Below are 16322 nucleotides of genomic sequence, written 5' to 3'. Positions count from 1 at the left end.
AGTTAAATAGTTGTAACTTAACACTATAAGACAAATAAAAAAGCCGCAAGAAATTGCGGCTCCGAATCGAGAATAGGATATTTTATTATCCCACAGCGGCCTTTGCAATCAGCTGACTGTGCAATTGTTCAGGTCCAGGTAGCCCAACCAGGTACTCCATAGCCACTTCGTCACAAGCTTGCTTTTTAGGACAGATATCACAGTCTTTGATGACCTTCTCAGGCAAACCGCCCATATCGGTAGTCACAAAGCCCAATTTAGCAAAAAAGTCTGGCACGCGCGTCAGCACAATAACCCGCTTTAATTCGATATGGCGAGCCTGTTCCAGCAAATACTGGATCATAGCTTTACCCTGGCCTTTGCCCTGAATATCCGATTGCACCCCCACCGAGCGAATTTCCGCAAGCCCGGTTTGGTAGATATACAAACAGGCACAGCCGATTACTTTTCCGTCTAACTCAGCCACCACAAAGTTTTGGATGTCGTGCACTATGTTATCCCGGCTTCGCGGTAAAGTTTCACCTTTGTCAGACCAAAAGCTAACAATATTCTCAATAGCGTCTACATCGGTCATTTTTGCCTGACGCACACTTAGTGCTGCAGCTTTTTGGGCGTTGAGACGTTGCTGAACATGACGTAACGCTATTTGAATTTGTGGCTCAGAAGGACTGCCCATTACCTGGCTTGGGAAGATATCCGCCAGATCTCGTCGGGAAGTATCCAGCGCCAGTTCAACTTGCTCTCGAGACGTTCCACCCAATACCTGACGCTTGTCAAGACAAGACTCAATAGTGAGATATTGATAAACATCCTCACCAATTAATGAGGAATACACCTGCAGTTCAGCTAAGGTGAACTCTTCCAGTGCCTTGCCTTCAGAGATGGCCTTGAGCACCACTTCACCAACAATATGGTGGGCTTCTCTGAAGGGGATTTGCTTGCTAACAAGGTAGTCAGCTAATTCTGTAGCATTGGCATAGCCTTGTTGCGCGGCTGCCAGAGTGGCACTGCTGTTCACCTTAATCCCTTCGGCCACTAATACGCCCATTTGTAAACAAATTTGCCAGCTATCCATGGCATCAAACAGACCTTCTTTGTCTTCCTGCATGTCTTTATTGTACGCCAAAGGCAGCGCCTTCATGGTGGTTAGCATACCACTTAAAGAGCCGTATACCCGGCCCGTTTTGCCCCGAATCAGCTCCAGCGCATCCGGGTTTTTCTTTTGCGGCATCAATGAAGAGCCGGAAGTCACCTGATCGCTTAATTCAATAAATCCGGCCTCTCCGCTATTATAGAAGATAAGATCCTCGGCAAAGCGAGATAAGTGCATCATGCTGATGCTGGCACAGGACATCAGCTCAATGACGTGATCTCTGTCTGATACGGCATCTAAGCTATTCAAAGTGGGTCGACGAAAGCCCAGATCATTGGCCAGAGCGTGCCTATCTATAGGATAAGCAGTGCCAGCAAGCGCACCTGAGCCCAAAGGAGAGGTGTCTGCCCGGTAAAGGGCATCGTTGAGTCGCCCGATATCCCGGTCAAACATTTCTACATAGGCCAAACACCAATGACCAAAGGTGACAGGTTGAGCTCGTTGCAAATGGGTATAACCCGGTAGTACCGTGCCCTTCTCACGCTGCGCCAGATCCATCAACGCTTGCTGAAGACTCACAAGTGCCAGCGACAGCTCCTCACCTTTGGCTTTGCACCACAGCTTTAGGTCTGTGGCCACCTGATCATTACGACTGCGGCCAGTATGTAACTTTTTACCCAAATCACCCACAGCCAGGATCAGCTTCTGCTCAACCCAGCTATGGATATCTTCGGCATCCGAAGTGAGGATCTGTTGCGGGTCTTGCTCTACCTCTTCAGACAGAGCCAATAGCGCTTTTTGCAGAGCGTGCTGTTCATCAGAACTTAACACTCCCACCTGCTCCAGCGCTTTAGACCAGCAGATTGACCCTTGGATATCCTGCTCCACCAGACGATAGTCTACAGGCAAAGAGTCATTAAACTTTTTAAACAATTCACTAGGTTGTTGTTTGAACCTACCGCCCCATAGCGCCATAACGTTTCCTCAATATGCCTTATTGCTTCGCCTGCATTGCTTTAATTCTGCTGGCAAGACTGTATAACCGAATAAACCCTTCTGCATGCTTTTGATCGTATACATCATCAGCGCCAAAGGTAGCAAAATCCTCAGAATAAAGACTATTCACTGAGGCTTTTTGAATTACCGTAGCGTTACCCTTGTACAGTTTAATGACCACATCACCGGTAATTTGTTGCGCAAATGCCTGCGCGCCCGCCAACAATGCCTGACATAGCGGCGTAAACCAACGACCATCATACAATACATGAGAAAACTCAAGCCCTAAGCTCTCTCTGTGTTTTAAAGAGTGTTTATCTAATACTAAGGTTTCGATGGCTTTATAACCTTTGTAAATAAGTGTACCGCCCGGAGTTTCATAACAACCTCTGGACTTCATGCCTACCAGCCTATTCTCCACGATATCGATACGGCCAACACCGTGAGCTGCTGCGATACCATTGAGCTTTTCCAAAGCTTGCAAAGGCGATAGCGCTTCGCCATTCACATGAGTGATCATGCCTTCCTGAAAACTCAATTGCACGGTTTCCGGTGCATCAGGCGCATCTTCCGGATCAACGGTCATGGTCCAAACTTGCTTAGAAGGCTCACACCAGGGATCTTCTAATTCACCACCTTCGTGGGAAATATGCCAGGCATTGGCGTCTCTACTGTAAATTTTTGTAGCAGAAGCGGTGGTTTTGATATTACGCGTTGCCAGATAATCCAACAGGTCTTCACGGGAGACCATGTCCCACTCACGCCAGGGGGCAATCACTTTTAAATCGGGGGCAAGGGCAGCAAACGCACCTTCAAAACGCACCTGGTCGTTGCCTTTACCGGTACAACCGTGACACAAGGCATCCGCACCGACTTTACGAGCCACTTCCACTTGCGCTTTAGCGATGACCGGTCTGGCCATGGAGGTTCCCAGTAGGTATTCGCCCTCGTACACAGCGCCGGTTTGAATCGTTGGGAAAATATAGTCTTTAACAAACTCTTCTTTTAAGTCAACGATATAACACTCACTGGCACCCGAAGCGATGGCTTTTTCGTGCAAGCCTTCCAATTCTTCATCCCCCTGCCCCACATCTGCAGCAAAGGCAACCACTTCACAATCATAGTTTTCTTTCAGCCAGGGAATAATGGCAGACGTATCGAGGCCACCTGAATAAGCTAATACTACTTTTTTTACGTTTTGCTCTGACATCTCAGATCTCCTATTTATCTGCCAAAAGCCACAGCAAAATGGCGTTTTGAGCGTGCATACGGTTTTCAGCTTGAAGCAGTAATAGTGACTGCTCACCATCAACAACTTCCGTGGTAATTTCTAAATCTCTGTGGGCAGGTTGGCAATGCATCGCCCACTTAGCGCCAGCACTTTGCATCAGCTCGCTATTGAGCTGAAACGGCTGAAACTGACTCTTAACCTCTTCCAATGGGGTGTTATCTCCCATTGAGATCCAGGTATCGGTATACAGGGCATCAACGTCTTTAAGACTGCTGACATCCTGAGTCAACACTATGGTGCTGCCGCTGGTTTTCGCCTGATGTTGACACCACTGGATAATGTCATCATCTGGCTCATATCCAGACGGTGTGGCAATCGTTAAGTTAACTCCCAAGATTGCCCCAACAATCATCAAAGAATGACAGACATTATTGCCATCCCCCAGAAAGGCCAGATGCGCCTGGGTTAAATCGACGAACTTTTCCTTCAATACCAGATAATCAGCCAACGCCTGGCAAGGATGATAGAGATCGCACAGTGCGTTGATAACCGGCACATTAGTATTGTCCGCCAAAGTCGTTAAGGTGCTGTGCTTGAACACACGCGCGACGATAGCGTCTGCCCAACAACCTAAATTACCCGCCATATCTTTGCCCGACTCACGACCAGCCAGGTTTCCGCCAGCCATGTCCAGATATAAAAAGTGGCCACCTAATTTATTAATGCCAATATCAAAACTCACTCGAGTACGCAAAGAAGGTTTTTCAAACAATCCCACTACTGATTTTCCAGCTAATGCCGAGCTGTATTTGCCCGGATGAGTTTTAATATCCAAAGCTGAGTCCAATAAGTCATTGATACCGGCTTGTGTCCAATGGGTAAAAGTTAACAGGTCTTGTTTCACAACGTGGTTCCTTGTAAGTCATCAGTTTGATGATCCGGCACGATACACGTGCCACACGACTGCCCCTTGAGCAAGGCAAGCATTTGCTCAGGTGTTTTCCAGGAGCTGATAAACACCGATTTTTGGGTTTGATTAGCTGTTGCCAGTGCCGAATTCACTTTCACAACCATGCCGCCTTGAATGATATTTTGCTCTGTAAGACTGGAAATTTGCGCGCTATCCAGCTGGCTGATTAACTGTTTATCCTGGTCTAATACCCCGGCGACATCGGATAACAGCAGCAGCTCTGCTGCTAATAACTGCGCTACCACAGCGGCGGCATCATCGGCATTTACGTTCAATAAGTTACCTGCATCGTCGCAGGCAATGGAAGCGATAACAGGTAAATAATCGCCGTTACACAAAATGGTAAGCAAGTTGCCGTCAGCCGGACTTATTTTTCCTACCGAGCCAAACCGAGGCTCGGCAATTTGCGCCTTGCAAATGCCACCATCCAATAAGGTTAGTCCCACCGGGTTTAAACCAGTTGCTTTAGCCTGGGCACAAATTTCACTATTAACCGTGCCCGCCAAAGCGCCTACGACATAAGGTATGTGGGCTTGTGGTGTTACCCGCACGCCATCAATTTTTTCGCTTGTAAAATCTAAAGCCTCCAGCAAAGCTTGTGTGGTATCACCGCCACCATGCACCAACACGACGGCGTAGCGCGTTTGCAATTGCTGTAACACCTGCAGCACCGATTGCAGTGCCGCGCCATCTTTCAAAAGTGCTCCGCCAACTTTCGCTACCAACCAGGGTTTACCAATTGCATTCGCCATGTTCAGCTCCCTAATAACCCTGTAGTATCGGGCAAGCCCAACATCAAGTTTGCGCACTGCATGGCTTGAGAGGCAGCCCCTTTGAGTAAGTTGTCGATGGCACTGCTGACCACAATGTAATTATTTTGCTCAGAATATTGCCAATGCAAATGACATTTAGGGGAATGCACCACCTGGTCCAATTTGGGCCATTGCTGCACCAGGCTGACAAAGTCAGAACCATCGTAAGCACTGTGAAAAGCATTATCGATAGCTTGTTGGCTGGCTTCAGCGGTGAGTTTTAAGGTGATCGTAGCCAATATGCCTCGCTTAAAATTGCCCAGATGCGGAGTAAAAATCACCTGATTGTCTAGATAACTGGCGATCTCGGGTTGATGACGATGGCTAAGAACGCCGTATGCTTGCAAACTGACTTCACACAAGCTGTTGGTCATGGTGGCTTTTCTACCTGCACCACTTACACCTGAAGTGGCGTTGATCACAGGTAAAACCGAAGCATCAATCAAGCCCGCTGCCTGTAGGGGTTTTAAGGCCAACAAAGAAGCTGTTGGATAGCAACCGGGAACGGCGATGAGTTGTGCTTGTGCAATTTCATCGGCATACCATTCTGCCAAGCCATAAACAGCACTGTCCAACAAGTTTTGCTGGCTATGGGCAAAGCCATAATTCTGCGCAAAGACCTCGGTGTCTTTCAGTCTAAATGCCCCAGATAAATCCAGCACTTTAGCGCCGTATTGTAATAGTTTCGCACAAATATCATGGCTGAATTCATGGGGCGTGGCCAGGAAGATAATATCGCTGTTTTTGGCTACCTGTTCCAACTGCTCTGCTGTGAGCGCAGTGAGTTTCAGCTCGTCACTGGTAAACGGCGCTTGGTAAAAACGATTGTCCAGTTGCCACAAACCTTTATCGGCATCCTGACTGTGCTCAGAGACATAAACACCTTGCAATTGCATGGTTGGATGCTTGTCCACCAGCAATGCCAATTCCATACCTGTATACCCACTGGCGCCCAATAATGACACATTCATTACGTTTTTCTCTTTTTGAAGATTAATAAGGATAGATGAAAAAAATGAGTGGTTGTTGCCGAGCAAGCAACCACTGTGCTCTATCGTCGCAAAATGAAGTATGCGACCAGAGTAATGGCAGGGAGTAAATTGGTTAAAGGTTTCAGTAAAACTTTCATGTCCGTTAAAAAATAAATTCGGGGTCAGCTTCTTGTTAAAGGAGAATGTGCCACACAAAATATATTTATGCAACTTTTTTGCATTTTTATTTATTTTAAATTTTTATTACAAACTCTCAAAAAATCCGAATGCAGACTTTAAACATTTATTATCAATAACTTACAGTTTAACCGGCTTACTTCAACAACTTGCATAATGGTTTGTTACCCATTCATGAAATAGAACGAGATTAACCAGAACAAGACTTTTGTAAGATTAAGCGTTAGGGTAATTCAACATTTGGGTTCATCTAAACCGTTACTTGTGAAAATTACCTACCTTATCCAAACGCTTCTGCTTGTATCAACGATAATCTTATCTTTTCATGCCTTCAGTGAACCATTACCCGATTTACCTGAACCTGTATCCAACAATGCGGCGGTGAAAGTCGACACCGAAGCAGGCAGTTGGATTATTACGTTTATGGGGCTGGGGGAAGGCAAGGATTGGCAGGACGTAAACAATAAAGTCTGGGCCCTCAAATATGGCGATACTCGTTGGCAGGCAAAAGCCCCCGTACCCGCCACATTGCCATTAAAAGGCCGCCTGGCCAGTATCGCAGTGGCCCTTGATGGTAAGGCCTGGCTATTCGGTGGCTATACTGTTGCCGAAGATCACAGTGAAATTTCCAGTCCCGACAACTACAGCTATGATGTACTCACTGATAACTACACAAAACTGAAAGACATGCCGGTGCCTGTGGATGATGCCGTCGCGGTTACCTATCAAAATCGCTACATATATCTCATTAGTGGCTGGCACAATGACGGCAACGTAAATTTGGTACAGATATACGACACCCAAACCGATAGCTGGCAACAAGGTTCTCCCTATCCGGGTGCGCCGGTATTTGGTCATGCGGGAGGCATCGTAGGTAGTCAAATATTGATTTGCGATGGCGTTAAAGTAATGCCGCAGCGCGCTAAAAGAAGAACCTTTGCCCCAGAATCGGCTTGCTACAAAGGCATTATTGCCCCTGATCAAATCAATAAAATTGATTGGCAAATCATTGCTCATCCTACCGGAAAGTCTCGCTATCGCATGGCAGCCAAAGGAGTTAAAACCCCATCCTTGGAAGGTGTGCTGTTTATCGGCGGCAGCGATAACCCATACAATTACAATGGTGTGGGCTATAACGGCGAACCATCCGAACCTGATGACATGATCTGGTTTTATCATTTCGATGAAAATCGTTGGCAACTGCTAGCCAACGACAACCCCACAATGGATCACCGTGGACTACTGGAATATGAAGCAGGCTTCTACATCATTGCGGGTATGGGGAAAAACCAACAGGTACTTAATCGAATAACTCACTTTAATAAGCAGCAATTGCTGACTACTATTAGTGAAAACAAAAATAACTTTGGACAAGAATAACGGCAATGAAGCCTCAAACAAATACCAATGAGCTAGAACTGGATTTCCAGCGCCGGGCAGATTTCGACTTTATCAAGCGAGCGCTGCCGGGGGTATATTTGTATTTGTTTGCCTGGCCGGTGATATTCCTCTCTACCGGCTTTTCACAAAAATACCCAGATGAAAGCATTCTGTTTGGGGCGCTCTTTACCGTAGTTTGTCTGTTGCGGCTGGTGCATGGCAAAGCCACTGCCAAACATTACGAAAAGCACTACCACATCTGGAATATCAGCCTGACGACACTATGTCTGACTCACGCTGGCACCTGGGGCGCACTATTTTATCTGGTTAATTTTGTACCTCATTACGCGGAATTATCCATATTAGTTAACCTGGTCACGGCGGGCATTGCCAGTGCTGCAGTACAAAGCCTGGTGACTAAATACAGGCTCACCTGCTGGTATATCTCGTTATTACTGGTGCCGCTTTGTATTGGTACTCTGATATCAGGTGTGCAATTTCAACTGGGTTTTATTGTATTTATGTTTTGGTTATACCTGCTGTTGGTAGGCAGGCGATACCGAAGAGAGTATGAACGCGCCTTTCGCATCGAAAAAACCCTGTCGGAAAAGCAAGTTGAGCTACATCGCCTTAATCGCACCGACCCCTTGACTCAATGTCACAATCGGCGTTACTTCAATGAGCAATTTGAATATCATTGGGATCAGTGTTCCAAACAGCGAGCCAATTTAAATCTGGTTATGCTGGACATCGACCATTTCAAACGCATTAACGATGAGTATGGGCACCCCACTGGTGATCAATGTTTGAAACATTTTGTTTCTGTGATCTCCAACCTGACCAACGACAACTCAGCAGAACTGTTTCGCTATGGCGGTGAAGAGTTCGCAGTACTGCTACCGAACACGCAATCCGAAAAGGCCATAGAATTTGCTGAATTAGCCAGAGGCACACTGGAAAAATCACCTCTGGTGTTAAAGCAAGATAGCATCCATCTGACGCTAAGCGCAGGAGTATGTAGCGTTGTCCCGGAAGCCATTAAATCCCAGGATTTATTGATAGAACTGGCAGATCAGGCGCTGTATAGTGCCAAAAGTGCTGGACGAAATTGTGTTCAGGTAAAACAATACGTAGCAGACAAACTCAATTGAGGACAACAACCTGTGAGTGCCACCAAAACCATTGCTCTTGTAGCTCACGATCACATGAAACCTGCGCTACTTAAGTGGGCAGAGAAACATAAGCAAGAACTCGCAAAACACAAACTGGTTGGAACGGGTACAACTGGCGGACTGGTGGCAGAAAAACTCAACTTACCTGTAACCCGCTTTAAAAGTGGGCCCTTGGGTGGCGATCAGCAAATCGGCGCCTTAATCGCAGAACAAAAACTGGACTTATTAGTGTTTTTTTGGGATCCCCTCAATCCCGCTCCACACGACCCCGATGTGAAAGCGCTGCTTCGACTTTGCTCGGTGTGGAATGTACCGGTTGCTTGCAGCGAGGCTACCGCCGATCTCATTATCACTTCCACCTTGTTTAACGACCCTGACTACCAGCGGTTTATCCCCAGTTATACCAATTAGTATTTTTAAGGTTCAGACTCTTTACACTCAGGTTACAAACTTTTACCTTGACTAGCATCGAGATAAACTATAATTAAAAAATACTGACACGTTTTTTGCGTTGAAACGTTCTATATAGGTATAACAAGCAATCAGCATTGTTCGGCGATCCTGAATCGTCTCAATTGGAGAGTAACGATGAAAAAATTCCTACTGGCCACCATAACCACCGCTTTGTTCATCAGCACCAGCAGCCAGGCTGAAGAACAGGAGAATCTGGATAGAATCGATAAATCCGAGCGGGTCGCTGTTACCTGGGTAAACCCGAAAGAATATACCGACGTAAAACCTGCCAATGGTATTCGCTCCCGCTTTCGCAACCGAACCCTGGAAAGGCTGCATGAATACATGGACGAACTAGCCGCTGATTTACCCGAAGGACAAAAGCTCACTTTCAACGTCACCGACCTGGATTTAGCAGGCCGTGTCTGGCCGGGCAGCTTTGTTGGCTTCGATACCACTGGTGATGTTCGACTAATCAAACGCATTGAAATCCCGCGTATGGATTTCAGCTATGAACTGTTAGACAGCGATGGCAGCGTGCTTAAATCCGGTACCGAAGAACTCAAGGATATGTCCTTTATGGATAGTATTTCCGTCACGCGTCGCGATGACCCACTCAAATACGAGAAAAACATGCTACGCGACTGGTTTAAAAAAGAATTTAAACAGGAACTGCTGGCCAGTAATTAAGGCGCTCATAACGCATTTTGAAAGCGGAACACAAGTTCCGCTTTTTTATGCCTGAAATAGTTTTGTTTGAAAATAAATATGGATCTTTTAGTTCGGATCACTGATAAAAAATGAGGTTACTGCTCTTGTTTGCTCTTTAGTGTTGCCAATTCCTCTTCCATTATTTCAATACCATCAATCCAAAAAGGAACATCAAAAGGATTCCCTTCAGGCTTTTCCTGATATGAAAAATGGTTATGATCTGGAGTCAGTGTTGCCCAAAATTGAGATTCAAATTCTTCGCTGTGAAATTCCAGGTTGCCCTTTTTCTTTTCAATTTCAAAAAAGGCCAGCCAGGCGTCTGCGGGCTCCAGGCCTGCTTGCTGGAATACGATTCCACCGCCGTAGGTTTCATATAGGGATTTATTGATCTTCCAGTTCTTAACAAAACCGTTGGCCATATCATTCATGAATTTAGTCATGTGAATATCATCTTCCAGAGCCTCTTTCTGCTCCAGTCGCTGATTCATTTCGACGAGTATCTTCTTTTGCATTGATTCTTCAATGGTTAGGGGACGATCGGCTTCAATCTCCTCTAATTTGGCCAATCTAAGCTCGTCTTTTTTACGCCGCAGATCAGCCGAAAGTTTTCCAAATGCCTTGAATTGTGACAACTCTTCGTCAGAGGGCAGCAGTTTATTTTGCTCAGCATAATGTGACAAAAGCGTTCCAAAGATCTGCTTGTTAGCCTCTTTTTCACTAGTGGCTACAACGGGCTGCTCAAGCACTGTCGCATAATGCGTTGTCTCTTGAGCAAAGATGGGAAAAGACAGAAACAGAAAAAATATAAGGGCAATAAGGCGCATTAAATAAAATCCTTTTGTATAGCTGGGCCACAAATGACTATAACTCAGCAAAAGCTAAACACTCAACCTTGACGGTTGTTTTTTTACCTTCCAAAAAGGAATTACAAAAGACTTTGAATGGAGCGATACACTTCGGCGGCGCGTTCTGCAGGAATATTGTTTTTCTGGGCACTGCCCTCGCTGCTGGCCACCCGCACGAAACCTGAGTTGTCCGTCTCAGGTTCAGCTTCCTGATCATCGTTATTGCTTTGCGATTCTTCTCTGGCTTCTGCCAAACGGTCGCTCAACGACTGCTGGTTAGCTTCGTTCTGTTGCAGGATACGGGCTTGCGCTGACAACTCCACCTCAGGCTGATTAGCCTGACCAATACCAAAGGCATTAACGGGTTGCTCCGCCAGATTATCTTGCTGGAACCCGGCGTTAAGGGCAGAACTTTGGGAAGAATTTAATGAGGGTGCACGCGCAGTGTTACCGATACCAAATGTATCAGTATTAAGCAAATCGCTGGCTGTCGTGGTACGACGAAAACCCGCGTTCAAAATGTTGGTTGTAGTGGAAATTTCCATAACAACACCAATTACCTGTAACTACCCCTCACAGATAATTATGGTACTTTTTGCTTAAAAAACAAGCTTTATGCGGCCACCAACAGCCTGAAACCGTTAACTTTCAGCCAAAACACCTTTAAATTGCGCCAAAGTTACGAACAGCGACTCCATTTTCTTTACCACTGCCGATAACGCAGCGGTTTTGTCAGCCTCTGCGTCCATAGCTTGCATATCACTGATGTCGTTGCTCAGCTCGGCGATATAGGGCGCAAACCGTTCGCTACTCACACTGAACCCTGCATCGGCAGGAAATATGGCTTGGTGTTTGGCTTTGCCCTGACTGCTCAGTTGATCAAGCGCACTGTCGGCATCTACAGCTCGGCGATACAAGACCTGCAGATTTTCATTTAACTTCTCTAATACTGCGTCCATTAGAATACCTGAAAATTTTTCCAAAAAATGTCTAAAGGATATTCAACTTTTGCCGATACCCTATCGAAGGCGGGCAATTCTGCCTGCTTTTTAATCCGACGACAAGGTTATCAGCTTAACTACCCCTCAAATTGTAAAGCGGGTGCCGAGACGTCACAACTATTAGGAACTAGGTATGGAAATTTCAGGAAACTCTGGAAACTCCGGTGTGTCTTCGCTAGAACTCAAGGGCTTGCAGCTGTCGAAAGATCAGCAAGAAGCAGAGGGCGCGCAGACACTTCAGCTGCTGGATTCAGCCGCTGGCGTACCGAGTGGCCCATCAGGTGATGTGGCAAAAGGCGGAAATATTGATACTTTCGCTTAGTGCAACATCATGGATGAAGCCGTAAATCCATAGGCGTTTTGCCAGGCTGGCCACCAATCTCTCGGACGAGTTTGGGAACCAGATATCCTGGCTGGCGCTTTATCACTTCTGCCATAATCTCACGTGCGTCATTATCGCTCACGTCGAAGTGACTGGCCCCTTCCACCTTGTCCAGCATATGTAAATAATAAGGCAGCACGTCAGCGTCAAAGAGCTTTTCATGCAGCTCAATAAGCGCATCGGCATTGTCGTTTATCCCTTTGAGTAATACCGATTGATTGAGCAGGGTCACACCGGACTTGTGCAATAGCTGTAGTTTTTGTTTGAGTGAGTCATCAATTTCATTAGCGTGATTAATGTGCACCACCATCACCGGCTTTAACCGGGATTGAGTAAACCATTCAAGCAATTCCGGAGTGACGCGATTGGGGATCACCACGGGTAAACGGGAGTGAATGCGCAAGGTTTTGACATGCTCAATGGCTTCGAGTTGTTGTGTCATCCACAACAAAAAGTCGTCTTTGGCCATCAAGGGATCGCCACCGGAGTAGATCACTTCATTAATCGCCTTGTTTGAGGCGATATAGTCAAACACGGGTAGCCAGTCTTGCTTGCGCATGGCATTGTCCTGATAGGGAAAATGCCGCCTGAAGCAATAGCGACAATTTACAGCGCAACCGCCTTTGACCACCAGCAAAACCCGGCTTTGGTATTTGTGTAACAGGCCAGCTTGCGGGTTGTCCTGCTCCAGTAAGGGATCAGCGGTAAATCCGGGAGCCGTACTGAACTCTTGTGCATCGGGAAACACCTGCAGCAACAGAGGGTCGAAACGGTTGCCCTTCTCCATCCTGGAGACAAACGCTTGAGGCGCTATCATAGGGAAGAGTTTGCGGGCAGTTATGTCTTTTTGGTACTCAGCGACATCTAAATCCAGTGTTTTTAACAAAGATTCAGGAGATTTGTACGCTGTCGCTAACTCTTTTTGCCAGTGACTCTCTACAGTGAGTGGTTTTTCCGGTATTATCTGCGCCAATTATATGCTACCCAATGAAATAGTAAGAATTTAAGAGGAATTTATGGCTAATTTCAGCACCAATGAATTCAAATCGGGCTTAAAAATAATGCTCGATGGCGAACCTTGCAACATTTTAGAGAATGAATATGTAAAACCGGGCAAAGGCCAGGCATTTAATCGCGTTAAAATCCGTAAGCTTATTTCCGGAAAAGTGCTGGAAAAAACGTTCCGCTCTGGCGAATCAGTGGAAGGCGCAGACGTTATGGATCACGACTTAGCTTACCTCTACAGTGATGGTGAATTCTGGCACTTCATGAACAACGACACGTTCGAGCAATTGGCAGCTGATGATAAAGCCGTTGGCGACAACGTTAAGTGGTTGGTAGAAAATGATATTTGTACCTTAACGCTGTGGAATGGTTCTCCAATTGCTGTAACTCCGCCAAACTTTGTAGAGCTGGAAATCACTGAAACCGACCCCGGCCTGAAAGGTGATACAGCTGGTACCGGTGGTAAGCCCGCTACTTTGAGCACTGGTGCAGTCGTACGCGTACCGTTATTCGTGCAAACTGGCGAAGTGATCAAGGTTGACACTCGCACGGGTGAGTACGTATCTCGCGCTCAAAAATAATCATCTGATTAATCTCAAAAGCCCACTTATTGTGGGCTTTTTCGTCTTTGGAATCTGAAACCAATTGGCAAAACCATGAACTGGCAACCCGGAACCGAACTCGCTACCCTGCAGGCTCGTGCAAAACTGAATGCCTATATCCGGCATTTTTTCGCCCAGCGCGATGTACTGGAAGTGGAAACCCCACTACTGGCGACGGCAGGTGTGACCGATCCTCATCTGGTAAATTTCAGTACAGACATGCTACTGCCCGGCGGAAAAACAGCGCAGAAGCTGTATCTGCAAACCTCGCCAGAATATGCCATGAAGCGTTTATTATGTGCTGGCAGCGGCAGTATTTACCAAATTTGCAAAGCCTTTCGCAACGAAGAGCAAGGGCGGTTTCACAATCCTGAATTTACCATGCTGGAATGGTATCGTGAGGGTTTAGACCACTGGCAATTGATGCAGGAGATACAGGACTTATTGCAACCGCTATTTGAAAGTACCAAATTTCAACAGCTTAGCTACCAACAGGCCTTCCAAAAATTTCTTAACTTTGATCCCTTAGCAGATTGCGATAACACATTAGCAGCCCTCTGCATCGCGCACGGCTTCGATAATTTTGCCACATCAGACACCCCCAGAGATACGCAATTACAATTGTTGTTCAGTCATCTTATCGAACCACAAATTGGACAGGACAGGCCTTGTTTTATTTATCACTTTCCCGCTTCACAAGCGGCCTTGGCCAAAATATCAGCTCAAGACAACCGGGTTGCAGAACGCTTTGAGCTTTATTACCAAGGATTCGAACTGGCCAATGGCTTCCACGAATTATCCTCACCTGAAGAGCAAGTTGAGCGATTTGAACAAGACAATGCTCAGCGACGCGCCATGGGCACCACCGAAGCAAAGCATGATGAAAGATTTCTGGCGGCACTAAAACAAGGCTTACCTGATTGCGCCGGTGTTGCTTTGGGATTAGACAGGGTTTTAATGCTGCTGCAAGACAAGCATGATATTGATGAGGTTATCAGTTTTAGTATTCAGCGGGCTTGAGAAAATTACCAAAAAGACAGCCGCCCGACTGTACTTTACATACTGATAATGAAAATTGTCTTCTTCCAATTGTTACGGGTATATTAACTACCTATCAATATATGAACCGTGAATTAATTAAATGTTTAACAAACTAGTCGACAGTGCAATTGTTCTAGCCATCATAACAGCGGTACTATATACATCCAGCATTTCATTCCTACATGGATATTATTCAATACTCGGATTGGATCCGCATTTATTGGAAAAAAGTACAAACCAACACATATACAACGGATTCGTATTAGTCATGGGTTACGCTTTCAATAATATATATCTTTTAGTTGCTTTATTAATTATTTCAATGACGATATATGTGATAATTGTTCGACACAACACTTTCATTGAGCTGGTCAATTTATACAAAACAAAACCTTCTCGGAATACATTCAGAATTATTGTAAATTCATCCTTAATGATTTTCATATTACTTCTTATTTTTTCATATTTTTTTCACCTTGAAACACTTGGCCAAGACTATTCCAAAAAGGAATTTGCCCGACTAAAAGTTTCTGACTTCTCTAAGTTGAATGGCACTTTAAATATCAAACAAGGCACTAGCTACAGGAAGTTATTTAAGCTTAACTGTGGGCTCAAGATGTGTGCTGGCATTGAAAAAAATGAGGAGGGACAATTTTTAGTTCACTATTTTCCATCAACGTCTGAAATGTTTTACTCTGCACCAACACCTTTGGATTTATTAACAAAATCAACCATTAGCGCTAAACAGATGCTATTGTCAAAAAGTCCGAATAGTGACTATCCTGATGATTTGACGGGTAACTCTGAAAAAGTAATATATCGTGAGTTACAAGCTATATTTCCCATAATTTACGACATTATTGGAGCGTGGAGCAACATGGTAAGGGGGCAAGCAGCTGGACCAAATGGAAGCTTTATTCAAAATAGTATTGACCCAGTAATAGAAAAATTCAACGAAGCAAATACCTCAATATCAAATTTTAATTCAGATTTTGCAATGTGGTATTTTCACCACATTGCAAAGCTATACCTAATAAAATCAGACTCGACTGGTGAATCGTTCTATTTGAAAGAAGCCAGAAAAGCGATTTTGAAAGCCATAGAGATAGGAACTAATCCAACAAATCAAAGTGAATATTATTACAAGATTGGTGGAGTTCTAGCCTTCAAAAGAACCTTAATAAATATTGAGGCATTTCTTTATGTTGAAACCAACGCTACCGAAGCCAAAGAAAATGCAATAAATATTTTAGAAAGTTTTGGAGGTTGTGAAGCTCTTTATACTTGGGGAGTAAAACACCAGTCAATATTCGAAGGAACAAATTGTAATAAGCCCCAAGATTTAAGATCATTTTAACGGACAATCACTTGATTATTTTGACAGTGGTATGAGTTCAATTAGAAGAGTTTCACAAACTAAAACAAAAAAGCCCGCCAAAGGCGGGCCACCCCAGGTAAC

General features: G+C 45.2%; 17 protein-coding genes. 8 read left to right on the top strand and 9 right to left on the bottom strand.

Annotated elements, in window-relative coordinates; all coding sequences use genetic code 11:
• Window positions 1–85 precede the first annotated feature (85 nt).
• The 5 genes from argH to argC are packed head-to-tail and all read right to left on the bottom strand — an operon-like array spanning window position 86 to window position 6073.
• Complete coding sequence (gene argH / locus ACXAGP_RS10780) at window positions 86–2068, bottom strand: argininosuccinate lyase (RefSeq protein WP_475261340.1); 1983 nt, start codon at window positions 2066–2068, stop codon at window positions 86–88.
• A gap of 19 nt (window positions 2069–2087) precedes the next feature.
• On the bottom strand, window positions 2088–3299 hold the full coding sequence (locus ACXAGP_RS10775; RefSeq protein ID WP_475261339.1) for an argininosuccinate synthase: 1212 nt from the start codon (window positions 3297–3299) through the stop codon (window positions 2088–2090).
• A 10-nt stretch (window positions 3300–3309) separates the two neighbouring features.
• Window positions 3310–4224, bottom strand: coding sequence for an ornithine carbamoyltransferase (locus tag ACXAGP_RS10770; protein WP_475261338.1), 915 nt, complete (start codon window positions 4222–4224; stop codon window positions 3310–3312).
• Complete coding sequence (gene argB / locus ACXAGP_RS10765) at window positions 4221–5042, bottom strand: acetylglutamate kinase (protein WP_475261337.1); 822 nt, start codon at window positions 5040–5042, stop codon at window positions 4221–4223. The genes ACXAGP_RS10770 and argB overlap by 4 nt, the downstream gene beginning before the upstream one ends.
• 2 nt (window positions 5043–5044) lie before the next feature.
• Entirely contained in the window at window positions 5045–6073 is a 1029-nt protein-coding gene (gene argC / locus ACXAGP_RS10760) for an N-acetyl-gamma-glutamyl-phosphate reductase (protein WP_475261336.1), read from the bottom strand.
• Window positions 6074–6535: 462 nt separating this feature from the next.
• Between argC and ACXAGP_RS10755 the strand changes: the two genes are divergently transcribed.
• The 4 genes from ACXAGP_RS10755 (at window position 6536) to ACXAGP_RS10740 (ending at window position 9966) form a co-directional block, all read left to right on the top strand.
• A complete protein-coding gene (locus ACXAGP_RS10755) occupies window positions 6536–7651 on the top strand; it encodes a Kelch repeat-containing protein (RefSeq protein WP_475261335.1) in 1116 nt (371 codons plus the stop codon).
• 5 nt (window positions 7652–7656) lie between these two features.
• Complete coding sequence (locus tag ACXAGP_RS10750) at window positions 7657–8802, top strand: GGDEF domain-containing protein (RefSeq protein ID WP_475261334.1); 1146 nt, start codon at window positions 7657–7659, stop codon at window positions 8800–8802.
• Window positions 8803–8814: 12 nt separating this feature from the next.
• Window positions 8815–9234: a methylglyoxal synthase gene (locus tag ACXAGP_RS10745; protein ID WP_475261332.1), complete on the top strand. Its 420-nt coding sequence runs from the start codon at window positions 8815–8817 to the stop codon at window positions 9232–9234.
• A gap of 177 nt (window positions 9235–9411) precedes the next feature.
• The gene (locus tag ACXAGP_RS10740) at window positions 9412–9966 is read left to right on the top strand and encodes a DUF3016 domain-containing protein (protein ID WP_475261330.1); all 555 of its coding nucleotides are present in this window, start codon (window positions 9412–9414) and stop codon (window positions 9964–9966) included.
• Window positions 9967–10082: 116 nt separating this feature from the next.
• On the opposite strand, the gene ACXAGP_RS10735 is transcribed toward ACXAGP_RS10740, so the two are convergent.
• From ACXAGP_RS10735 to ACXAGP_RS10725, 3 genes are all read right to left on the bottom strand, one after another.
• Entirely contained in the window at window positions 10083–10811 is a 729-nt protein-coding gene (locus tag ACXAGP_RS10735) for a hypothetical protein (protein ID WP_475261329.1), read from the bottom strand.
• A 101-nt stretch (window positions 10812–10912) separates the two neighbouring features.
• Window positions 10913–11377, bottom strand: a complete 465-nt coding sequence (locus tag ACXAGP_RS10730) for a hypothetical protein (protein WP_475261328.1) — start codon at window positions 11375–11377, stop codon at window positions 10913–10915.
• A gap of 96 nt (window positions 11378–11473) precedes the next feature.
• Window positions 11474–11791 (bottom strand): hypothetical protein, encoded by a 318-nt coding sequence (locus tag ACXAGP_RS10725; protein WP_475261327.1) that lies wholly within the window; start codon window positions 11789–11791, stop codon window positions 11474–11476.
• Between the two features lie 175 nt (window positions 11792–11966).
• On the opposite strand from ACXAGP_RS10725, the gene ACXAGP_RS10720 reads away from it, so the two are divergent.
• Window positions 11967–12155, top strand: a complete 189-nt coding sequence (locus ACXAGP_RS10720; RefSeq protein WP_338294314.1) for a hypothetical protein — start codon at window positions 11967–11969, stop codon at window positions 12153–12155.
• Window positions 12156–12162: 7 nt separating this feature from the next.
• Here the strand turns inward: ACXAGP_RS10720 and epmB are convergent, their stop codons facing one another.
• The gene (epmB, locus tag ACXAGP_RS10715; protein ID WP_475261326.1) at window positions 12163–13188 is read right to left on the bottom strand and encodes an EF-P beta-lysylation protein EpmB; all 1026 of its coding nucleotides are present in this window, start codon (window positions 13186–13188) and stop codon (window positions 12163–12165) included.
• A gap of 43 nt (window positions 13189–13231) precedes the next feature.
• On the opposite strand from epmB, the gene efp reads away from it, so the two are divergent.
• From efp to ACXAGP_RS10700, 3 genes are all read left to right on the top strand, one after another.
• Window positions 13232–13801: an elongation factor P gene (gene efp, locus ACXAGP_RS10710; protein WP_475261325.1), complete on the top strand. Its 570-nt coding sequence runs from the start codon at window positions 13232–13234 to the stop codon at window positions 13799–13801.
• 75 nt (window positions 13802–13876) lie between these two features.
• Window positions 13877–14842, top strand: a complete 966-nt coding sequence (gene epmA, locus ACXAGP_RS10705) for an elongation factor P--(R)-beta-lysine ligase (protein ID WP_475261323.1) — start codon at window positions 13877–13879, stop codon at window positions 14840–14842.
• 121 nt (window positions 14843–14963) lie between these two features.
• The gene (locus ACXAGP_RS10700; protein ID WP_475261322.1) at window positions 14964–16220 is read left to right on the top strand and encodes a hypothetical protein; all 1257 of its coding nucleotides are present in this window, start codon (window positions 14964–14966) and stop codon (window positions 16218–16220) included.
• The last annotated feature ends 102 nt before the right edge of the window (window positions 16221–16322 follow it).

This window comes from Planctobacterium sp. AWM4_229, assembly GCF_056160305.1.
Note: the sequence above shows the minus strand (reverse complement) of the source record. Positions and strands in the feature narration are given on the sequence as shown.